Annotated in this window: 19 protein-coding genes; 14 read left to right on the top strand and 5 right to left on the bottom strand. The window is 74.5% G+C overall.

The features are described from left to right. Positions 1-15: 15 nt before the first annotated feature. The gene (locus tag N4G70_RS28160; protein ID WP_261715542.1) at positions 16-1,587 is read right to left on the bottom strand and encodes a peptidoglycan-binding domain-containing protein; all 1,572 of its coding nucleotides are present in this window, start codon (positions 1,585-1,587) and stop codon (positions 16-18) included. Between the two features lie 50 nt (positions 1,588-1,637). Further along, positions 1,638-5,186, bottom strand: a complete 3,549-nt coding sequence (locus N4G70_RS28155; RefSeq protein WP_261715541.1) for a BTAD domain-containing putative transcriptional regulator — start codon at positions 5,184-5,186, stop codon at positions 1,638-1,640. Between the two features lie 287 nt (positions 5,187-5,473). On the opposite strand from N4G70_RS28155, the gene N4G70_RS28150 reads away from it, so the two are divergent. The 6 genes from N4G70_RS28150 to N4G70_RS28125 all read left to right on the top strand — a co-directional run bounded on the left by N4G70_RS28150 (position 5,474) and on the right by N4G70_RS28125 (position 10,250). Continuing rightward, complete coding sequence (locus tag N4G70_RS28150) at positions 5,474-6,949, top strand: hypothetical protein (protein WP_261715540.1); 1,476 nt, start codon at positions 5,474-5,476, stop codon at positions 6,947-6,949. A 134-nt stretch (positions 6,950-7,083) separates the two neighbouring features. Further along, a complete protein-coding gene (locus tag N4G70_RS28145) occupies positions 7,084-7,239 on the top strand; it encodes a hypothetical protein (protein ID WP_261715539.1) in 156 nt (51 codons plus the stop codon). 317 nt (positions 7,240-7,556) lie between these two features. Then, positions 7,557-9,140 (top strand): phage tail sheath subtilisin-like domain-containing protein, encoded by a 1,584-nt coding sequence (locus N4G70_RS28140; RefSeq protein WP_261715538.1) that lies wholly within the window; start codon positions 7,557-7,559, stop codon positions 9,138-9,140. A 59-nt stretch (positions 9,141-9,199) separates the two neighbouring features. Continuing rightward, positions 9,200-9,643, top strand: a complete 444-nt coding sequence (locus tag N4G70_RS28135) for a phage tail protein (protein WP_261715537.1) — start codon at positions 9,200-9,202, stop codon at positions 9,641-9,643. Beyond that, positions 9,643-10,095 (top strand): hypothetical protein, encoded by a 453-nt coding sequence (locus N4G70_RS28130; RefSeq protein WP_261715536.1) that lies wholly within the window; start codon positions 9,643-9,645, stop codon positions 10,093-10,095. Before N4G70_RS28135 ends, N4G70_RS28130 begins: the two co-directional genes overlap by 1 nt. Next, complete coding sequence (locus N4G70_RS28125; RefSeq protein ID WP_261715535.1) at positions 10,092-10,250, top strand: DUF6760 family protein; 159 nt, start codon at positions 10,092-10,094, stop codon at positions 10,248-10,250. Before N4G70_RS28130 ends, N4G70_RS28125 begins: the two co-directional genes overlap by 4 nt. 545 nt (positions 10,251-10,795) lie before the next feature. Here N4G70_RS28125 and N4G70_RS28120 read toward each other — a convergent pair. The 3 genes from N4G70_RS28120 to N4G70_RS28110 all read right to left on the bottom strand — a co-directional run bounded on the left by N4G70_RS28120 (position 10,796) and on the right by N4G70_RS28110 (position 12,910). Further along, complete coding sequence (locus N4G70_RS28120; RefSeq protein ID WP_261715534.1) at positions 10,796-11,029, bottom strand: hypothetical protein; 234 nt, start codon at positions 11,027-11,029, stop codon at positions 10,796-10,798. 843 nt (positions 11,030-11,872) lie between these two features. Next, positions 11,873-12,094: a hypothetical protein gene (locus N4G70_RS28115; protein ID WP_261715533.1), complete on the bottom strand. Its 222-nt coding sequence runs from the start codon at positions 12,092-12,094 to the stop codon at positions 11,873-11,875. Between the two features lie 453 nt (positions 12,095-12,547). Next, positions 12,548-12,910: a hypothetical protein gene (locus tag N4G70_RS28110; protein WP_261715532.1), complete on the bottom strand. Its 363-nt coding sequence runs from the start codon at positions 12,908-12,910 to the stop codon at positions 12,548-12,550. A gap of 139 nt (positions 12,911-13,049) precedes the next feature. Here N4G70_RS28110 and N4G70_RS28105 point away from each other — a divergent pair, with 139 nt between their 5' ends. From N4G70_RS28105 to N4G70_RS28070, 8 genes are read left to right on the top strand one after another with little or no spacing between them, the layout of a single operon-like run. Continuing rightward, on the top strand, positions 13,050-13,937 hold the full coding sequence (locus N4G70_RS28105; protein ID WP_261715531.1) for a hypothetical protein: 888 nt from the start codon (positions 13,050-13,052) through the stop codon (positions 13,935-13,937). Between the two features lie 44 nt (positions 13,938-13,981). Beyond that, positions 13,982-14,419, top strand: coding sequence for a phage tail protein (locus N4G70_RS28100; protein ID WP_261715530.1), 438 nt, complete (start codon positions 13,982-13,984; stop codon positions 14,417-14,419). 2 nt (positions 14,420-14,421) lie between these two features. Beyond that, entirely contained in the window at positions 14,422-15,147 is a 726-nt protein-coding gene (locus N4G70_RS28095; protein ID WP_261715529.1) for a LysM peptidoglycan-binding domain-containing protein, read from the top strand. Further along, positions 15,144-17,072, top strand: coding sequence for a VgrG-related protein (locus N4G70_RS28090; RefSeq protein WP_261715528.1), 1,929 nt, complete (start codon positions 15,144-15,146; stop codon positions 17,070-17,072). Before N4G70_RS28095 ends, N4G70_RS28090 begins: the two co-directional genes overlap by 4 nt. A 10-nt stretch (positions 17,073-17,082) precedes the next feature. Further along, positions 17,083-17,523: a GPW/gp25 family protein gene (locus N4G70_RS28085; RefSeq protein ID WP_261715527.1), complete on the top strand. Its 441-nt coding sequence runs from the start codon at positions 17,083-17,085 to the stop codon at positions 17,521-17,523. Then, positions 17,523-19,469: a putative baseplate assembly protein gene (locus N4G70_RS28080; protein WP_261715526.1), complete on the top strand. Its 1,947-nt coding sequence runs from the start codon at positions 17,523-17,525 to the stop codon at positions 19,467-19,469. The genes N4G70_RS28085 and N4G70_RS28080 overlap by 1 nt, the downstream gene beginning before the upstream one ends. After that, positions 19,466-20,032 carry a phage tail protein gene (locus tag N4G70_RS28075; protein ID WP_261715525.1) on the top strand — a complete coding sequence of 189 codons (567 nt, stop codon included), beginning with the start codon at positions 19,466-19,468 and terminating at the stop codon, positions 20,030-20,032. The genes N4G70_RS28080 and N4G70_RS28075 overlap by 4 nt, the downstream gene beginning before the upstream one ends. A 6-nt stretch (positions 20,033-20,038) precedes the next feature. After that, the gene (locus N4G70_RS28070; RefSeq protein ID WP_261715524.1) at positions 20,039-21,361 is read left to right on the top strand and encodes a zinc ribbon domain-containing protein; all 1,323 of its coding nucleotides are present in this window, start codon (positions 20,039-20,041) and stop codon (positions 21,359-21,361) included. The last annotated feature ends 103 nt before the right edge of the window (positions 21,362-21,464 follow it).

Below are 21,464 nucleotides of genomic sequence, written 5' to 3'. Positions count from 1 at the left end.
CCACTAACGTCCGCGCTAACGGCCCGGGACACCGCGGTCCTTCACATCGCCGCCGACGAGCCAGTTGATGGTCTTCTGGTCGGCGACACCGGTCGTGGGCAGGCCGACGTAGGACTGGTAGTCCTTGATCGCCTTGGCCAGGTTGCCGTCGGACTTCATCGGTGCGCCGCCCTGCTGGGCGGCCTTGAAGTAGTCGATGCCCTGCTTGGCGTAGCCGCGGTCGCGGTCGAGGTCGGCGTCGGAGATCTGGGACTGGTTGGCCCACCACAGGGCCGCGGCGAGCTGCCTGACCTTGAAGTTGTTCGCACCGGCCTTCACGTCCTCGGCCTGGATGCCCTGGGCCCACATCGAGGCGAGGGTGGCGCGGCCCAGGGTGCCGGGCTTCTTGTCGGTGGCCGTCAGCTGGCGGCTGCTCTTCTGGTCGCGCATGACGTGCTGCTGGTAGCAGGCCAGCGAGGTCTGGGTGGCTTTGTCGATGATGCCCGCGGTCCAGCCCGGCCGGAGGGTGCACTCGTTGCCGAGGGTGGCCAGGCGGTACTGGGCGAACGTGACGATGTCGTCCGGCTTGTATCCCATGTCCCAGACCGGGCCCTGGGGCGCGTTCGGCGCGGCCTTGGGCGCCGCCTTCGGGGGCGGCGGCACGACGGGCGGCCCGGCGCCGAGGTCCGAGGCCGCCGCGTCACCGCCGCCACCGCCTCCACCGCCGCCCGCGCCGGCACCGGCCGGGACCGAGGCGCCGGGCTGGACCGGCGGCACGGACGCGGGAGCCGACGGCAGCGGGGACTCGGCGCCCTGCGGCACCGGCTGCGCGCTGGAACCGGCCTGCATCTCGCCCGTCGCCGTGTTCACCTTCGGCTGGAAGCCCATCCACAGCGCGACGAACGCGACCGAGGCCGCCACGAGCCCGCTGCCGGCGACGAGCAGCCAGCGCGGCAGCACCGGGCGCTGGTCGAAGGTGCCGCTGACGGCGAGACCGGTGTCGTCGCCGGAGCGGCGCACCATCAGGGTCAGCCGGTGCTGTTCGCTGCCGCCGGTCCAGCGGACCTGCTGCGGCCGGATGACGAGCTTGGCGAACGCGGCCCGGCCGGGCGCGACCTGCACCGAGTTGGGCGCCATCTCGTACGTGAGGCGGTTGGTCTCGTCGCGCAGCGTCAGCGACGCCGTGAGCGCGGTGTTGCCCAGGTTGTCGACGGCGACCGAGGCCCGGGTACGGAACCGGCCCACCAGGACCGAGGGCAGCAGTTCGGCACGCAGCTCACTGAAGGGCGCGACCGTGACCTGACCCTCCAACACATCGCGGACGTCGGGGTGTTGGCGGGGTTCCACGCGGATGCCGTACGAGGCCGGGCCGGCGGGCGCGTCGGGCGAGCGCGGCGGCGCGAAGGAGATCTCCGCGGTGGCCTCGCTGCCCGGGTACAGGCGCAGGGTGTCGGGTTCCACCCGGGCCCAGCCGGCGGGGGCGCCCACCACCGAGAGGCGGTACTCCTCGACGGTGTCCCCGGTGTTGCGCACGCGCAGTCGCGCGGTGGCCCGCCCGCCGGGCTCGACGGCGACGGCGGCCGGGTCCAGAGACGTCCACATGGTCATGGGGGAAGGCTAGGGGGCGCGCCGTGCGGCCCCCTGCCCAAAAGGCTCTGTCAGAGGGCAGCCCGTGCTGCACTCGCGGCCCCGCGCGCCGGGCTGCCCGGCGGGACGGCCGGGCGCCGGGGTGCGGGCGGCGCCGTCCACAGGAGCGAGGTCAGCTCGTCGGCCTCGGCCGCGCCCCGGGCGCTGAGCAGCCGGTGCGCGGTGCGCAGCGAGGCCAGCGCGGAGAGCGCCGGTGCCTCGCCGAGCGCGAGCAGTGCCCGGCCGCGGGCCGCGAGCGCGAGACCCCGGCAGAACGGGTCCCCGAGCTCACCCTCGATGGACAGGGCCTGTGTGGCACAGGCCGCCGCCTCCCCGGGCCGCTCCCTGGCCAGCGCGCAGTGCGCGAGACGGGCCCACGCCAGCGCCTCCCAGCGCAGGTCGCCCACCCACTGGTGGTGCTGGCGCGACTCGCGCAGATGGGCCGCGGCCCGTACCGGGCGGCCGCCCGCGAGCAGCGCGCAGCCGATCTGGTACAGGACGTGCCCCAGCGTACTGCGGTCCCCCAACTCCCGCGCGCCGCGCAGCACTTCGTCGGCGGCGGACTCGGCGCGCTCCTTGTCCCCGAGCAGCATGTGGGCGCGTACGCCATGGGCCAGGACGCGCACCGCGTCGCCCCGGCTGCCCAGGTCGACGTAGCGGGCCCAGGCCTGCTCGAACAGGGGCAGCGCCTCGGCGGGGCGGCCCATCGCGGCCAGGATCATGGCGAGTTCGTGGGCCGCCTCCGACTCGGTCAGCGGGTCCGGCGCGAGCGCCGCGAAGCGCAGCGCCTGGCGCAGGGCGCGCTCGATGCGCGGGTAGGTGTCGGCGCCCTGCTGCGGTACGGCGGCGATCAGGCGCAGCGCCCGGGCCGCCGACCGGGAGTCGCCGTGGCAGTGCGCCCCGGCCAGGGCGAGCCGGGCCGGGCCCTGGAGTTCGCGGCGCCGGGCGGTGCCGAGGACCAGGTGCGCCCAGCCGGTCAGGAGGTCGACGGCGGGCCGCAGCGCCTCCTGGCCCAGGTCCTCCCAGGGGCCCTTGCCCAGGGCCTGCTCGGCGGTGGCGCGGATCAGCTGGTGGGACTCCTGGAGCCAGGCGCGGGCGGCCTCGGCGTCGGCGGGCCGGTATCCGGGGGTGCGCGGGGCGTGCAGGAGGTCGGGCAGCATGCTGTGCGGGCGCAGCCGGCGTACGGCGTGGGTGACCGTGGCCAGGAGGTGGTCCAGGAGGCGGCGCTGGGCGGCGGGCCGCTCGGCCGCGTCGGGCGAATCGTCCAGAACGCGCCGGGCGAAGATCCGTACCAGGTCGTGGAAGCGGTAGCGGTCGATGCCGCAGGCCTCCAGGAGACCGGCGTCGACGAGCGCCTCAAGAGCGTCCTCGGCGGCGTCCTCCTCGATGTCGAGCAGCACGGCGGCGGTGGTCCGCCCGAAGACCGGCACGGCGGCGGCCGACGCCAGGCGGAAGGCCCGGGCGACGTGCGGGTCGAGGCCCTCGTAGCTGAGCCGGAAGGCGGCGTCGATGCCGAGCCCGTCGGCCTCCAGCTCGTCCAGGCGGTGGCGCTCGTCGCCGAGCCGGGCCGTCAGGTCGGCCACCGCCCAGTCGGGGCGGGCGGCCAGGCGGGCGGCGGCGATCCGTACCGCGAGCGGCAGGCGTCCGCAGGCGGCGACGAGCCGGCGGGCCGCGTCGGGGTCGGCGGCCACCCGCTCGCCGCCCACGATCGTCTCCAGCATCGCCAGCGCGTCCCGTTCGCTCATCGCCTCCAGGTCGAACAGCCGGGCGCCGGGCAGCCCGACGATCCTGGTCCGGCTGGTGATCAGGACGGCGCTGCCCGGGGTGCCGGGCAGCAGGGGCCGGAGCTGGGCGGTGTCGTGCGCGTTGTCGAGCAGGATCAGGACGCGGCGGCCCGCGAGCAGGGAGCGGTACAGGGCGCCCCGCTGGCCCGCGTCGTCGGGGACGGCGCCCTCGGGCACGCCGAGGGAGCGCAGGAGGTGGGTCAGGACGTCCGCGCTGTCGGCGGGCTCGGCGGCACCGCGCAGGTCGGCGTAGAGCTGGCCGTCGGGGAAGGCCCTGCGCATCCGGTGGGCCGCGGTGGTGGCGAGGGCGCTCTTGCCCACGCCGCCCAGACCGGTGAGGACGGCCACCGCCATCGCCCGGACCTCGGACGCGCCCTGGAGAAGGGTGGTCAGCTCGTCGAGAGCCCCGTCCCGGCCGGTGAAGTCCCTTATCGCGGGCGGCAGTTGGGCCGGTCGGCATCGGGGCGTCTCACCCTGCCCGGCGCCTGAGGACGAGCGGCGTTCAGGCGCGGACGGGGTCTGGGGTTCGACCGGGGGGCGCTCCTCGGGGACGGCGGGGATGCGTTCGGCGTCCGGGCGCCGGGGCCCGGCCGCGTGCGGAGCAGGGGTGGTGGAAATCCGTTCCGCGGCAGGCCTTTGGGGATCGGTCCCGTGCGGGGCCGGGGTGCTGAAGGGCCCCTCCACGGGATGCCGTTGGGGGTCGGCCGCGTGCGGGGCCGGGGCGACGGGGGGCCGGGCCGCGAGCGGTTGGCGGGCGTCGTGCGCGGTCGGAGCCGTGGGGATCCGTTCCGTGGCGGGACGCCGGGGGTCGGCCGCGCGCGTCGCCGCGTGGTTGAAGGCGCGTTCCGCAGACGGCTGTTGAGGGTCGGCCGCGCGGGGGGACGCGTTAGTGAAAACGCGTTCCGAAGACGGCTGTTGGGGGTCGGCCGGGAGTGTGGCAGGGGTGCGCCCGGGGGCCGTCGGGGGCTGGTGGCGGTTGAGCAGGCGGGTGTGCAGGGCGGCCAGTTCGGGGCCGGGCGGGACGCCGAGTTCCTCGTTCAGGGTGCGGCGGGTCGTCTCGTAGACGGCGAACGCGTCGGCCTGGCGGCCGGCCCGGTGCAGGGCCAGCATGAGGAGGGCCTGGGTGCGTTCGCGCAGGGGGTGTTCGGCGGCGAACGCGCGCAGCGAGGCGATGGTGGCCGCGTGGCGGTCCAGGGCGAGGGCGCCGTGGAAGTGGTCCTCGCGGGCGGAGAGCCACAGTTCGGTGAGCCGGTCGCGCTGGCGCTCGGCGTGCGGGCCCGGAAGACCGGCGAGGGGGCTGCCGCCCCACAGGGCGAGCGCGCCGGTGAGCTCGTGGTGGGCACCGGCGGTGTCCCCAAGCCCGCGCAGCCGGGCGGCCTCGGCGAGCCGCGCCTCGAAGACGGCGGTGTCCAGGGCCGTGGAGGGGACCCGCAGCGCGTAGCCGTCGTCGGCCGACACCAGGAGGCGGGCCGGGGTGCGCGCGGGGCGGTCCGGTTCGAGCAGGGTGCGCAGCCGCGACACATAGGTGCGCAGGGTGCCCACGCCGCGCGGCGGCAGCCGCTCGCCCCAGATCGCGTCGAGGAGTTCCGGCATCGAGACCGGCCGGCCCTCGCGGAGCAACAGGACGGCGAGCAGGGCGCGTTGCTGGGGCGGACCGAGCGGCAGGGCACGGCCGTCGAAGTCTCCCTCGACCGGCCCGAGCATCCGAAAGCGCAGGCCGCCGGTCACACCCCCGGCCACGCCGCTGGATATGCCCCCGGTTGTGCCGCCTTCGCCCGTTCCGCCGGATTCCGTCACGCGCCGCCGCCTCTTCCTCTTCCTCACCCGGCCGACTCGTCCCCCGACGTTTGCCCTTCCGGCCCCCGGATCCTGTTCGTCCGGCCCACCGAAACGCTACGCCAGGACCTTCCGAAGGCCCGCATCAGCACATGTATCGCACAAGGAGTTGGCTTGAACTGCCCCTGTATCCCGCCGGTAACCGGTCGAAAGGGCACCCTCCCTGCCCCCAAGACGGGCCGAACGCCTCCTGCGTTCCGTTGTACTCGTGCGAAGAATCGCGAGCCGACGAGCAAGGGGGGACCAGCGTGCGGATCGGGCTGCACCAGCGGGCGGAGCGTCAGCGGGGCACCCCGGGGACCACTCCCGTCCGGCAGGACACCGCGCTGGCCGAGCTCCACCGCACGGCGGGCAACGCCGCGTTGTCCCGGCTGCTCGCCCCGGCCGCGCCCCGCGAGCGGGAGTCGGCACCCGACGAGCGCGAGTCCGTGCACCTCCAGCGGATCGCCACCCACGAGGGCGGCAGCTACGACGCCCAGGACCGGCCGGGCGAGCGCGGCCCGTTCTTCGTCGCGCAGGGCCCCGCGCCGAGGGTCGCCATGGGCGGCGGCGGCGAACCCCGGGACATTCGCGAGCGGTTGCGGTACGAACTCGCCGAGGTGGGACCCGCCGACGCCCCGCTGCGGGTGGCCGACGACGGGACGCTGGCCGTGCACGGGGTGGCCGAGCCCAAGGAGTTCTACGCGGTCCAGGCCGTGGTGGACAGCGCCAACGAGGCGCTGCGCGCGGTCGGCAGCACCGTGGAGCTGGTCGCCGGCGGCCGCAGCATCGGCGTCGGCGCCCACCGGCTGCTGCGGGTGCGGCCGAGCGTGGTGCGGGACGCGACGGACAAGAGCCAACTCGGCCCGTTCGTCTCGCTGCTGCGCTCCACCTGCATCTCGGTGGCGTGCAGCCTGATCGGCTCCGAGCACGCCAAGCGCGCCCAGGCGGTGCTCGGCGGCGGCGACGGAAACTTCCTGCTCACCCCCAACTCCGACAGCGACGCCCGCGCCAACCGGCTGGCCGACGCCGTCGCGGGGGACACCGCCTCCACCCTCGACGTGGACGGCGCGGTCGCCGCCGCCGACGGCGCTCACACACCCGGCCCCGACCTCGGCCGCCGCTACGGCGAAGCCACCCGGGACGGCGGCCGGGACGCCACCGAGCAGCGCCTTGGCATCAACAAGTACGCGTCGCCCGGCCCCGGCGACGGGTTCGCGATCTTCAGCATGCTGGCGCAGGACGGCCTGGACCACTCGGTGGCGCCGGCCGCCGAGCGCGGCGAGGACGTCTGGGGCTACCACTTCGCGGCGGTCGTGGCGCGCTCCCTGGACGGCACCTGCCAGGTGACCCTGGAGAACTACGCCCGCAACGAGTTCGACGCCAAGGCCCGCTCCGAGCTGTACGAGGTGCTGCTCCAGCGGGCCAACGCGAGCCGCGGCTGGTTCGCGCAGCTCAAGCCGCTCCTGGAGAGCGACGACCAGCATGCCTTCAAGGCGAAGTTCGACGAGGTGCTCGCGGCACTCGTCAGCGACCCCGAGGTCAGGAAGAAGCGGGGCATGCCACGGCTCCAGCTCCAGCAGGACTTCGAGGACCACACCTGCCGCTCCTGGTTCTTCCGGGTGTACGGCGGCGGTCCCGGCGAGAGCTTCCACGAACAGCAGGCGGCCTCCGGCTACTTCAACAACCCGATGACGCTCCGTGTCGCCCGACCCCAGCCCGGCATGAACTCGGCGGCACAGTAAGGGAGTTGGCGCGCCCATCCCCTGGCAGGTCGGGCGTCGGGGGAGCACGCTGCTGAGAGTACGGACAGCCACCGCCCTCACGGACCGGGGAGCCGTGGAGGAAAACCGGCAGACGTGCCTAGGGGGTGCGGGCCATGGGTGACAGCAGTGCGGAACAGCAGGCGGCCGAGGCCGAGCGGCGCAGGGAGGAACTCCTGGAGAAGGTCCGCGAGGCGAACCGGCTGAGCGCCGGGCGCCTCCCGTCCGCCGGGGCCCCGGCGGCGCTCGGCGGCGACGAGGACGAGAGCTGACCGAACCTCCGTGTGTCCACGGCGGACGCGGGTACCGGGTCCGCAGTCGCCGTACCCGATCCGGCCGGGCGAACCCGCTCCGATGACCGGAAGGGCAGCTTGTGCTGCCCTCGTCCACGCACCTTCTTCCCTCCCCGCGGCGCCCGCGCTACGCGAGCCTGGAGGGGTAATGGGCCGGTGGCAGCGTTTCGGGGGGCGGGACAACCGCATGCGGCTCGGATTCGGAGTGAGCCGTCCGCCCCGCGCTCAGTTGGGCCCCTCGGCTTCGGGGAGCCGGCCCACACCTCCGTACACCCAGTAACAAGGAGCAGCTTCCCGTGCCCAACTACCTGTCCCCCGGCGTCTACGTCGAGGAAGTCGCCAGCGGATCCCGCCCCATCGAAGGGGTCGGCACCTCGGTGGCCGCCTTCGTCGGGCTCGCGCCCGTGGGGCCGCTCAACGAGCCGACGCTGGTGACCAACTGGTCGCAGTACGTCGCCGAGTTCGGCGAGTTCACGGACGGGTACTACCTGGCGCACTCCGTCTACGGCTTCTTCAACAACGGCGGTACGGCCGCGTACGTGGTCCGCGTCGGCGGCTCGGACAACGGGGTCGGCCAGGCCGCCCCGCAGTCCTCGGCGACCGCCCCGCAGGCGATCACCGCCGGTGAGGCCGTGGCGCTCGGCACGTTCAAGGTGTCCGCGATCGCGGCCGGCTCCGGCGCCGGCGGCGCGCTCACCGTCGAGGTGCAGGACGCCGAGGGCGAGGGCAACGGCGACCGCTTCAAGCTGGTCGTCAAGGACGGCGAGACCGTCGTGGAGAACTTCGACGTCAGCGCGAAGAAGTCGGCCCGCAACTACGTCGTCACCCAGGTCAAGCAGCGCTCCAAGACGATCTCCGTCGAGGAGGCCACGGCCGGCGCCCAGCTCGCCAAGCCGGACGCGCAGGCCATCACCCTGGCCCCGCCGGCCGCCGCGCCCGCGCCGGTCTCGCCCGGCGCCACGGTCGCCCGGATCGAGTCCGGCCAGTTCATCGGCGACTCCGCCGACCGCACCGGCTTCGGTGGCCTGGAGGCCTTCGACGAGATCAACATGGTCGCCGCGCCGGACCTGATGGCCGCCTACCAGCAGGGCCTGATCGACCTGGAGCAGGTCAAGGCCGTCCAGCTGGGCCTGGTCTCGCACTGCGAGCTGATGGGCGACCGCATGGCCGTCCTCGACCCGCCGCCCGGGCTCAACGCCCGCGACATCCGCAAGTGGCGCATGGAGGTGGCGGGTTACGACTCCCGCTACGCCGCCCTGTACTACCCGTGGATCAAGATCTTCGACCCGTCGAGCGGCCAGACCAAGGTCGTCCCGCCGTCCGGCCACATGGCCGGCATCTGGGCCCGCAACGACTCCGAGCGCGGCGTGCACAAGGCTCCCGCGAACGAGATCGTGCGCGGCGCCGTCGACCTGGAACTCCAGATCACCCGCGGCGAGCAGGACCTCCTGAACCCGGTCGGCGTCAACTGCATCCGCGCCTTCCCGGGCCGCGGCATCCGCGTCTGGGGCGCCCGCACCCTCGCCTCCGACCCGGCGTGGCGCTACCTGAACGTGCGCCGCTACTTCAACTACCTCGAAGAGTCGATCCTGATCGGCACCCAGTGGGTCGTCTTCGAGCCGAACGACCAGGCGCTGTGGGCCCGCATCCGCCGCAACATCTCCGCCTTCCTGGTCAACGAGTGGCGCAACGGCGCCCTGTTCGGCCAGCGCGCCGAGGACGCCTTCTACGTGAAGTGCGACGCGGAGACCAACCCGCCGGAGTCGGTCGACCTGGGCCGCGTGGTCTGCGAGATCGGCATCGCGCCGGTCAAGCCCGCCGAGTTCGTCGTGTTCCGGCTCGCCCAGTTCTCGGGCGGCGGCGGCGAGCTGGAGGAGTAGGACCGACCCTCAACTCGCTTGGCCCCCAGCCGGTTTCGCACGAACAGGAGTAACCCAGCATGTCGCTTCAGCCCGGTGACGCTCTCACCACACACAACTTCGGCCTTCAGATCGACGGCATCATGGTCGAGTACTTGCAGGAGGTCAGCAGCCTCTCGATGGAGCAGGACGTCATCGAGTACCAGCAGGTCTCGGCCGACGGCAAGCCGATCATCAAGAAGCTGCCCGGCGTCAAGAAGGCCGGCGAGTGCACGGTGACCCGCGGCGCCACGCAGTCCGCCACGTTCTCCGAGTGGATCAAGGAGTCCATCGACGGGAACATGGGCTCGGCCCGCAAGAACGCCTCCATCATCATGATGGACTACCAGGACAACCCGGTGAAGCGCTACCACCTGCGCAACGCCTGGTGCAACAAGGTCGAGATCAGCGCGGTCAAGGCCGGCGACGCCTCCGCCATGACCGAGCAGGTCTCCATCACCTTCGAAGAGCTGGTCATCGAGTAATGCGCCGCGAAGGTCCTGGAGTTCCCGGCGGCGCGGTCGCCGGAGCCGAGACTCCGTCCGCCTCGGGCGGTGCGCGGGACACCCTGCGCACCGAGTTCGAGTTCGAGCTGCCGCGCGGCTACGTCGACGAGTCGGGCACCGTGCACCGGCACGGCGCCATGCGCCTGGCGACGGCCCGCGACGAGCTGCTGCCGCTGCGGGACGTACGGGTCCGCGAGAACCCGGCGTATCTGTCGGTGGTCCTGCTGGGCCGGGTCATCACCCGGCTCGGCACGCTCGGTGACGTCCACGACGGCACGGTGGAGAACATGTTCGCCTCCGACCTCGCCTTCCTCCAGGACTTCTACCGGCAGATCAACGCCGAGGGGCACACCCGCGCGGCCGTGGCCTGCCCGCACTGCGAGCAGTCCTTCGAGGTCGAGCTGGCCGGGAGCCGCCTGGGGGAATCGTGACGTACGCGGCCGACCGGATCGAGGAGGAGACCGCGTACCTGGCCTACCACTTCCACTGGGACATGGACTCCATCCTCGATCTGGAGCATGCGGACCGGCGGTCGTACGTACGGCGGGTGGCGGCACTGGTGGAACAAGGCGAAGGGGAGCGGTGACGGGGGATGGGCCTGTTCAAGCGCCGACGTAATCGGCCGGAGGCCGGGGACGGCGGCGGTGCCGGGGGCGCCGGGCAGGCCGGCGCGGGCACGGGGGCTTCGCTCGCACCCTCCTCGCCCTCGTCCGCACCCGCTCCCGCCCCGGCCTCGGCCGACGGGGGCTGGGCCGCCGCACCCCTGATGCGGCGCGCCCTGGCCGCCCCCCGGCTCACCGCGGAGTCGGGCTTCGGCTCGACCCTGGCCGCCCACCAGGACCTCTCCGTCGTCCGCCCGCTGACCCACGCGGTCTCGCCCACGGCACCCCATGGCGTCCTCCACAACGCCCTGACCACGGTCGCGGGCGCCCCCTCGCCCCTTCCGCTGCAACTCCTGCGCCTGCCGGTGGCGGGCCGGCCGAACCCGGAGGCCCCGGAGGCCGGGGAGGCTTCGGTCGAGGGCGAGTTCACCCCCGCGCCGGGTTCGGCTCCGGCCCCGGTTTCGGGTTCGGCACCCGTTCGGCGTGCGACTGCGCCCACGCCCGCGCCGGGCAACGCGACACCGGCCGTTCAGCGCGCCGCCGTGCCTTCGGGCGGCCCGGCGAGCGGTCCGGCCGGGGCGGCGCCGGTGAGTGGTCCGGGGGCGGCAGGTACGGCCCCGGCGGTCCAGCGCTCCGCCAACTCCCCCTCGGCCACGCCCAGTTCGGCTCCTGGCCTGCGCCGCCCGGCCGCGCCCTCGACGGGCTCGGCGAACACCCCTGCCGCCCCGGGCACTCCGGCTTCCTCGCCTTCCCCGTCCGGCACGGCTCCGGGCGGCCGGCGCGCGGCCGCGTCCCCGGCGGGACCCGCGCACGACCCTGCCGTCGCGCCGGGCGCGCCTGCGGCTCCTCCAACCGGCCCTGCACAAGGGCATGTTGATCGCACTGTGCGCCCAGCCGAGAGCACCGGCCTGAGGACCGCCTCGACACCGGGACCCGCGTCGCGCCCGGCCACCCCGACCGCCCCCGCCGCACCGGCCGTGCAGCGCGCGGTCACGCACCCGAGCGCACCCCCGGGTACGCGCCCGGGCGCCACCCCCGGCCCGGGTCCCGCCGTGCAGCGCGCGGTCACGCCTCCGCGCGCACCGGGAGCCAACCCCGCTTCTTCGACTCCCGTAACCAGTTCGCCCATCAGCTCAACTCATGCTGGTGAAGCGGTAGTTGACCCGTCGACCCGCGCCGCGAACGACCCGCGTCCCGCGTCGTCCTCCGCCACCCCCGGCCCGGGCCCCGCTCCCGACGTGCGGCGCGCCGTCACGCCCCCGCGCGCCTCGACGGGATCCCCCGATGCGACGCCGTCGTCGGTGACCCCCAGCCCCGCCCAGCGGCGGGCCACCCCCGCGTCCGGCCCGGCGAACGCGAACACCCCCGGCCCCGCGCCCGCCGTACAGCGGGCCCAGCCGCGCGCCGCCACGCCCCCGGCACAGGCGAACGTCCCGCAGGCCGACCCCGGCCGCCCCCGTCCGAGCGGGACCGATGCCTCGGAGCAGGCGGGCCCCGGCGGGCCCCGCCCGACGCACTCCGCCCCCGCCGTACAGCGGGCGGCCACCACCCCTGAGAACCCCGGCCGTTCGGCCACCCCGGCCGCATCCGGCCCGGCGCCCGCCGTTCAGCGGGCCACGCCCCAGACCCCGGCCGCACCCGCCCCCATGCCCGTACGCGGTGAGGGCCCCCGGCCGAGCTCGGCCACGGAGAGCTCCCCCACGCATCCGGCGCCCCCGGTGCAGCGGGCCACCCCCGCACCACCCGCGCCCGGCCGTGCGGACAGGCCGGTTCCGGCGAGCCCCATCGGGCCCCCGATCCAGCGGTCCACCGCCGTTCCGCCCAGCACGACGGCCGACCCAGCCCGGCGCCCCGGCGTGAACCCGACCGGTTCGCAGAGCGGCCCGGCGTCCCGGGCGGCCGACGCCCCCACCTCCGTGCAGCGCGCCGCGAACCCGGCTCCGGGTGCGGCCGGGACGACCGGGCCCGCCCGTACGGCTCCGGGTACGGCGTCCGGCTCGACTCCCGTCGGGGCGACTCGCTCGGGGTCGACTCCCGTCGGATCAGCTCCCTCAGGGGCGACTCCCGCCGGATCACCTCCCTTCGGTGCAACGCCCTCGGGGTCGACTCCCGCCGGAGCGACTCCTTCGGCATCGGTTGCCCCGGGGCCTGCTCCCACCCGGTCGACCCCTTCGGGGCCGACTCCCACCGCGTCGGGCCCCGCTGGCTCCGCGCCCTCGCCGTCAACTCCCTCTGCCGTACGCCCAGTTGGGCCTGCCTCGGTCCCGCCGGGCAGCCCCGCTCAGGGCGCGTCCGGGGTTTCCCGGGGGTTGGGCTCACCCTCGTCCGGCCCGGCGGGTCCCCGCTCGGCGGAGGGTGCCCGGGGTGGGTCCGGGGTGACTCCTGCGGTGCAGCGTGCGGTCGCGGCGCCGCCGAGCCGCGCCGATGCCGCTCCGCTGTCGTCGAGCCCGCATCGGGGCGCCCAGAACCCGCCGCACGGCAGCCCCGTGAACGACGCGATGCCGGTACGCGGCACCGCGCCGGGTGGCTCGGCTCCCGTATCGCCCATGCCGGTGCGCGGCACCGCGCCGGGTGGCTCGGCTCCCGTATCGCCCATGCCGGTGCGCACCCTGGCTCCCAGGGGGTCGGCCTCCGTGCCGACCACGCCGGGCGGTGGCGTAACTGATGGCGGCTCAACTGCCGTGCGCCCGCTGCCCGTTCAGCGGGTCGCCGCGCCGGGGCGGTCCCTCACGTCCGCTCCTCGGGCGGTGCACCCCTCGCATCACCTCGATCCCGTCGGTGTGGTGCGACGGCCCAGCAAGCCCGTCGAGAACACCCCCGCTCCCACACCCGCGCCGGAGCCGGAGCCCACTCCCACTCCCGCCCCGGCCGCTCCCCCCGTCCAGCGCAAGCCCGCCGTGCGCCGGGTCAGCCGGGTGCAGAGCCAGGGGCCGGACGCGGCGCGGCGGCGCCCGCTCATCGGGGCCCCCATCACCCCGGCCCCCGCACCGCCGCAGGCCCCCGTGCCCGTGCCCTCTCCGTTCGCCGCGCCCACCCCCGCGTCCACCCCCGTGCCGCCCGTCGTCCAGCGGGCGACCACCCCGGCACCCGCGGTCGAGGCGGTGGCTCCGGCGGAGCCCGCCGCCCCGCTGCGCAAGGTGCGGCTTCCGGGACCGACTCCCTTGCAGCGGGCGCCCCTCGCGGGCCCCCCGCTCGCCTCGGCCCGTCCGCTCACCACCCGGCACCAGAGCGTCCCGAGCGCCCCGGGCCCGGTCGTCCCGCCCTCGCCCGCCCCGCTCCGGCACGCGCCCGCGAGCGCCGACAGCCGTCCGGTGGTGCCGTTGAACGGCCCCGCCGCCCGGCCCGGCACGGCGCGGCCCAGCGTGCAACGGGCCGCCGAGCCGACCCCGGCGCCCGTCGTGCCCGTACGCCGCAGCAGCGCGCCGTCCGCCCCTCCAGCGCCCGCGCCGAGCCCGCCGCCGCCCGCCCCCGCCCCCGTACAGCGCCGGTCCGATCCGCCCGTACAGCGCACCGCGACGGCCACCCAGGCCGCCGCGCCCGTACCGGACGCCGATCAGCCGTCGCCCGACATCGACGCGCTGGCCCGCCGACTCGTCGCCCCGCTCTCCCGGCTGCTCCGCGCCGAGCTGCGCGGGGACCGCGAGCGGATCGGGCGCCTGCGCGACCGCTGACCCGCCCCGCCCTGTGACCCCTCCCACCGACGGAAGAACACCCGATGCCCTCCACCCTTGACCCCGGCTCCACCGTCTTCTTCAAGCTGACCATCGACGGCCAGAACCTCGGCCTGTTCAACGGCTGCGACGGTCTCGCCTCCGAGGTCGAGGTGGAGCAGCGCCAGGAGGGCGGCAACAACGGGTTCGTGTGGCAACTGCCCACCCGGGTCACGTTCTCCACGATCCGGCTGACGCGTCCGCTCACCGCCGACACCTCGAAGGTGGCCGCCTGGATCTCCTCGCTGGCCACCGGCATCACCCGGCCCACCGCCCAGATCGCGGCGCTGCGCGCCGATGGTTCGATCGTCGCGCAGTGGGGTCTGGTCGAGGTGCTTCCGGTGCGCTGGACGGGGCCGAGCCTCGACCCGGCGAGCCCGGGCGTGGCCACCGAGACCCTGGAGATCGCCCACCACGGCTTCACCGACGCGGGAGGTGCGTGAGCATGGCCGCTCCCGTCGGAGGCAAGGCCGCCAAGGGCCTGTCCCGCGCCACCCTCGCCATCCACCAGCCCCCCACCGACCTGGGCGGCTCCATGGGCGGGCGGATCGGCGAGGTCAAGTTCCAGTTCAACCCTTCGCAGGTGCAGTTGGGCCGGTCCGCCAACTGGATCACCACGCCCGCCATCTCCTACAACCGGGGCGCGCCGCCCAAGTTCACCGGCGCGATGCCGGCCTCGCTGCAACTGGAGGTGTTCCTCGACGCCTCGGGCACGCCCAGCTCCAACACCGTGCAGAACCAGGTGGAACTGCTGCTTTCCTGCTGCGAGGTGACCTCGCAGAGCATCAGCGCGAAGGCGCCGTCGCCGCCGTGGGTGGAGTTCAGCTGGGGTTCGTTCTCGACGGTCCAGTTCGTCGCGTACGTCACCAGCGTGAACGCCAGTTACACCCTGTTCAGCCCCAACGGCATGCCGCTGCGCGCCACCTGCACGCTGGCGCTGACCGAGGTGGCCAGCGAGACCAAGCGCCAGAACCCGACCTCGGGCGCCCTGTCGGCACGCCGGGTGCACCGCACCGTCGCCGGGGACACGCTGGCTTCGCTGGCCTGGCGCGAGTACGGCGACGCCACCCAGTGGCGCACCATCGCCGAGGCCAACGAGATCGACGACCCCATGCGGCTGCGTCCCGGCACCGAGCTGCTGCTGCCTGCTTCCTCGGAGGGCACCACGTGACCGAGAAGACCTTCACCACCGTCCTGCACGTCCAGTTGAACGGCACCGTGCTGCCCGACCCGCTGGCGCTGCGGCTCGTCGAGGGCTGGGTGGACTCCTCGGTGAACGTGCCGGCCGCCTTCCAGCTCACCTTCAGCGACAAGGACTCCAAGCTCACCACCAAGTTCCCGATGCTGAAGATCGGGGCGAAGGTGATCATCAGCCCGTTCACCGACGGGCGGCGCGGCGACCCGATGATGACCGGCGAGGTCACCGCCCTGGAGATGGACTCCGAGCCCGGCAGCGGCCGCCATCTGCTGGTGCGCGGCTACGACCCGGGCCACCGCCTCCTGCGCAACCGCCGGGTCGAGGGCTACCCGAACATGACGGCCTCCGACATCGTGCGCCGCATCGCCGGGCAGAACGGCCTCAAGCTCGGCAAGATCGAGTCGACGTCCGCGGTGTACGACCTGGCGACCCAGCCCAACATCACCGACTGGGACTTCCTGTCGCGCCTGGCCGCCGAGAACGACGTGCGCCTGTCCTTCGACAACCAGGGCAAGCTCAACTTCGCCGGACTCGACCCGGCCTCCGGCGCCCCGTCCGACACCACCCCGGCCGCGCAGAGCCCGTACGTCCTGGACTTCGGGGCGAACAACCTGCACAGCCGGGCCACGATGACGGCCGCCGGGCAGGTCAGGAAGGTCAATGTGCGCGGCTGGGACATGCGCACCCGGCAGAAGTTGCAGGCGCCCGTGCCCGCGGTCACCAGCAAGGACATCTCCGCCGACATGACCCCGGGCCAGGTCACCCTGCCCTTCGGCGCCTCCGAGCTCACCGCCACCCAGGTCCCGTACACCACCCTGTCCCAGGTCACGCATGCCGCGAAGGCGCTGGCCGACGACGTGACGGGTGCCTTCGCCGAGCTGGAGGTCGCCATCACCGGCAACCCCGAGCTCAAGCCGGGCACCCCCATCGCCGTGAAGGGCGCGGGCTTCCCCTTCGAGGGCAAGTACACCGCGACCGGCGTACGTCACGTCTTCGCCTCCGGTGACCTGTACACGACGTGGCTGACGGTCTCGGGCCGCCAGTTCCGTTCGCTGTACGGGCTCGCCTCGGGCGGCACCGAGCAGGCGCCCCCGATGCCGGGCGTCGCGGTCGCGCTCGTCACCAACACCAAGGACCCGCTGCGCATGGGCCGGGTCAGGCTGTCGTTCCCGTGGCTGTCCGCCACGTACGAGAGCGACTGGTGCCGGGTCGCCCAGTTCGGCGGCAAGGGCGGCGGCGGGCTGCTGCTGCCCGAGGTCAACGACGAGGTGCTGTGCGCCTTCGACCGCGGCTCCCTGGAGCACCCGTACGTCATCGCCGGGCTCTACAACGGCATCGACAAGCACACCCGGGAACCCGACAACTACCCGGCCGTCGACCCGACCAGCGGCGAGATCAACTGGCGTTCCCTGACCGGCCGCAGCGGCCACACCGTCGAAATCCTCGAATCGGGCGGGGCCGCGCGGATGGAGAGCGGCATCCGGCTGCGCACCGGCAAGGGCCGGCTGCACATCCAGATGAACGAGGCCCGCACCTCCCTCACGATCAACAGCGACGGCAGCGTCGAGATCAAGGGCACGCGCAGCGTCGACATCGAGGCCGGCGGCAACCTGTCCCTGAAGGCGGGCGGCAATCTGAGCCTGAAGTCGGGCGGCGCCATCGAGATCGACGCGGGCATGGCCATCAACGTGAAGGCGGGCCTGGCCCTGGACCTGAAGGCGGGCGGCGAGGCATCCCTCGGCGCGGGCGGCCTGCTGGCGCTGAACTCGGTCGGCGCGACGACCATCAACGCGATCGCCAACATCACCATGGACGCGGCGACCATGGCCGTCAACGCCTTGGGCGCCTACGCGCTGAACTCGCCGGCCCCGGTGGTCAACGGCATGCCCATCATCTAGGAGAGTTGAGATGAGCGAACACTTCGTCGGGGCCGGCTGGGCGTTCCCGATGCGTACCGAGCCCGGCGGCGGCATCGCGCTGGCCCGGCGCGACCGCGAGATCGAGGAGTCCATGCGCCTGGTGCTCGCCACCGCGCCGGGCGAACGCCCCATGCGCCCCGAGTTCGGCTGCGCCGTGCACGACCTGGTGTTCGCGCCCGTCAACGACGCGACCGCCGGGCGCATCCGCTACGAGGTGCGCACCTCGCTCGACCGCTGGGAGCCCAGGATCGAGGTCGAGGACGTCACGGTCACCCCGGCGCCCGACGAGCCGACGGTGCTCCACATCGACGTGCGGTACTCGGTGCGCGGCACCAACAACCCGCGCAGCCTCGTCTTCCCCTTCTATGTGATTCCCTCCGAGGGCGGCGACCAGCCAGGCCCGACGGCCGGCGAAAGCGAACGACACTGATGGCCCTGCCCGCACCCCACCTCGACGACCGCCGCTTCCAGCAGTTCGTCGACGACGCCAAGCGCTACATCCAGCAGCGCTGCCCCGAGTGGAGCGACCACAACGTCTCCGACCCGGGCGTCACCCTCATCGAAGCCGTCGCGCACATGGCCGACCAGGTCGTGTACCGCCTCAACCGGGTCCCCGAGAAGAACCAGCTCGCCTTCCTCGACCTGCTGGGCGTGACCCTGTTCCCGCCGTCGGCGGCCCGCGCGTCGGTGACGTTCTGGCTCTCGGCGCCCCAGGCGGAACCGGTGGTGCTGCCCCGGGGCACCGAGGTCGCCACCGGACGCACCGAGACCGAGGAGGCGGTGGTCTTCGCGTCCGTGGACGATCTGACGATCGTGCCCTGCACCCTCACCCACGTCCTGCGCCAGCCCGCCGGCTCCGCGCCCGAGGACTGCTCCCAGGACGTGCTCGGCAACACCGACGTCTCGGTGTTCAGCCCCAGCCCGCTCCCCGGCGACGTGCTGCTGTTCGGCCTGTCGGCGGCGCTTCCGCACTGCACCGCCGTGCTGCGCCTGGAGAGCCGCGTCGACGGCGTCGGCGTCGACCCGCGCCAGCCTCCGCTGGTGTGGGAGGCGTGGACGGCGGACGGCTGGAGCGAGTGCGAGGTCGCCGAGGACACCACCGGTGGCCTCAACCGCCCGGGCGAGGTCGTCCTGCACATGCCGACCACGCACGCCGTGTCCCGGATGGGCCGCGTGGAGGCGGGCTGGCTGCGCTGCCGCGTCGTGGAGGCCGCCGCGGGCCAGCCCTTCTACAGCGTCTCGCCCACCGTGCGCGCCGCGTCCGCCTTCACCATCGGCGGCACCACCCAGGTCTCGCACTCGGAGTCGGTGCGCGACGAGTCCCTCGGCGATTCCGAAGGCGTCCCGGGTCAGCGGCTGATGCTCGCGCACGCGCCCGTCGTCGGCGGGGTGCGCCTGGAGGTCTCGGCGGGCGAGGGCTGGGAGGAGTGGGAGGCGGTGGACGACTTCGCGTCCTCCAGCCCCTTCGACCGGCACTTCACCCTCGACGCGGCCACCGGCGAACTCGCCTTCGGCCCCTCGGTGCGCCAACCCGACGGCAGCGTACGGCAGTTCGGCGCCGTGCCCCTCAAGGGCGCCGCCATCCGCGCCTCCCAGTACGGCACCGGCGGCGGCCGCTCCGGCAATGTGGCCCGGGGCGCCATCCAGGTGCTGCGCAGCTCCATCCCGTACATCTCCCGGGTGGAGAACCGGGAGGCGGCGCGCGGCGGGGTCGACGGCGAGACCGTCGAGGAGGCCAAGACGCGGGCGCCGATCGCGCTGCGCGCCCAGGAGCGCGCCGTGACCGCCCGCGACTACGAGGAGCTGGCCCGCCGGGCCGCCCCCGAGACCGCCCGCATCGCGTGCCTGGCGGCGGACTCCACCGATGCGGGCGACAACGCGGTACGGGTCCTGGTCGTGCCGCAGGCCGTGCCCGACCGGGGCGGACGGCTGCGCTTCGAGCAACTGGTCCCGGGCGACGAGCTGTTGGGGCGCGTCACGTCGTTCCTCGACGACCGCCGCCCGCTGGGCACCCGCCTCGCGGTGGGGCCGCCGTTCTACCAGGGCGTCACCGTGGTCGCCACCCTGCACGCGTTCCGCGCCGCCAAGGCCGACCACGTACGCGACGAGGCGCTGAACACCCTGTACTCCTACCTGGACCCGCTGACCGGCGGCGCCCACGGCACGGGCTGGCCGTTCGGCCGGCCGCTGCGCGCGGGCGAGATCTTCGCGGCGCTGCAACGGGTCCCGGGCGTGGAGCTGGTCGACGAGGTCCTGCTGCACCCGGCGGACCCGCTGACCGGCCGCCGGGGCGACGCCACCGACCGCATCGACCTCTCGCCCTCGGCGCTGCTCTTCCCCTTCGACCACCGCGTCCGCGTCATCGAGGCGCGATGAGCGCGCGCGGATCCGTCGACGGCCTCGCCTCCTCGCACCCGCTGGGCGCCCAACTGCCCGCCGTGTACGCGGACGACGACCTCGCGCAGCGCTTCGTCGAGGGCCTCGACGTGGTCCTGGCCCCGCTCTTCAACGTCCTGGACTGCCTGGAGGCCTACTTCGACCCGGCGCTGGCCCCCGAGGACTTCGTGGACTGGCTGACGGGCTGGGTCGGCACCGAACTCGACGGCACCGAGCCGCTGGAGATCCGCCGCCACGCGGTGGCGACGGCGGTCTCCCTGCACCGGGTCCGGGGCACCGCCCAGGGCCTGGCGCGCGCCGTCCAACTCGCCTTCGGGGTACGCCCCGAGATCAGCGAGAGCGGCGGCGCGGCCTGGTCGGCGCGGCCGCTGGGCCCGTTCCCCGGCGACCCGAAGCCGTCCCTGCGGGTCACGCTCCGCCTCTCCGACCCGTCCTCCGTCGACCCCCACCGCCTCCAGGCGGTGGTGGCGGCGGCCCGCCCCGCCCACCTCCCTTTCACGGCCGAGGTATCCGCGAAAACCCTGACTCCCGAAGGGAATTGACCTCTCATGACCACCCCGGCCATGGTCCCCTGCCCCGACTGCGGCACCCCGGCCCGCGCCACCGGCCAGTCGTTCTGCGACTCGTGCGGAGCCTTTCTGCGCTGGTCGGCCCCGGCCGCCCCGCCGTCGAACGCCGACACCGAGACCGCGTCCGCGTCGGCGCCCGCCACCGGAACGGCCCCGGAGGCCGTGACGACCCCGATCCCGGCGGTGGCGAACCCCGACGGGGCGAGCGCCGCGAACCGCGCGGCCCGCTCCGGCGCCACGAGCCCGGCGAGCCCGGCGAGCTCCGTGAACGCCGCGCCGAAGCAGCCGAACGCGGCGGGGGCCGCGGGGTCCGCGGGGTCCGGTGCGGGTGCCTCGGCCGGGGACACCACCCCGCTCCCGGAGGTGACCCCCGGGGCACGCCCCGCCGCCCCCGCGGGCGCCCGCCCCGAGGCGCCCACCGACGAACCCGTCACCCCGCACCCCGAGACGCGCGCTCCCTCGGTGTCGGACGCGGCGCGGGCCCTGCTGGTCCCCGTCGAGGAGCCGTCCGCGCGGGCGCCCGAGGCCCCCGGGACCGTGCTGCCCGGCCGCCCCGAGGCGGCCCGCCCCAAGGTGCGTGCGGCGACCCCGGCGCCCGCCCCGGAGAACGGCACGCCCTGCCCCGCCTGCGGCACCCCCAACCACCAGCACCGCAGCTTCTGCCGCAGCTGCGCGACCCCGCTCACCCCGCGCCGCGAGGACAACGCGACGGGCCCGTACGCCGGCCAGCGCCCGCCGCTGCACCGGGACCGCAAGCGCTGGATGGCGAGGGTGCTGACGGCCGCGGCGGTCGTGGCGCTCATCGCGGGCGGCGTCTTCGGCGGCCCTCCGGCGGCGCGGGCCGTACAGGACCACTTCGCCAAGCGCGTGGCGGTCCACCCGGCTACATGGACGGCGTCGCACTGGGACCCCAAGCACGGCCCGGAGCTGGCGGGCGACAGCTACTCCAACACCTGGTGGGGTACGGGCTACGCGGGTGACGCGCAGGGCACGTACCTGGAGGCGACGTTCGGCCAGCCCACGGACCTGCTGGCGCTGCTGATCACCCCGGGCACGTCCAAGCGGCAGGGCCAGCAGTCGGAGCAGGCGCGTCCGCAGGAGTTCGACCTGCTGGTGACCGACACGAGCGGCAAGGCGCACCTGTCGCACCGCTCGATCAACGACGGCGGGGTGCAGCGGATCGACGTACGGGTACGGGATGCGGCATCGGTCCGGCTGACCCTGCGGTCGGCGTTCGGGGCGGCGAAGGACAAGCAGGTGGCGATAGCCGAACTGGAATTCTTCGCCCGCTCGAAGAACTAGCCCCCGGCCCCCTGGGGCTCCGCCCCAGACCCCGATCGCGCCTGAACGGCGCTCGTCCTCAAACGCCGGACGGGCTGAGGTGGCCTGCACTGCCCCGCACCGA

This window comes from Streptomyces sp. ASQP_92 (assembly GCF_025399895.1).
GTDB lineage: Bacteria > Actinomycetota > Actinomycetes > Streptomycetales > Streptomycetaceae > Streptomyces.
The sequence above is the reverse complement of the archived record's forward strand: the minus strand, read 5'-3'. Positions and strand labels throughout refer to the sequence as shown.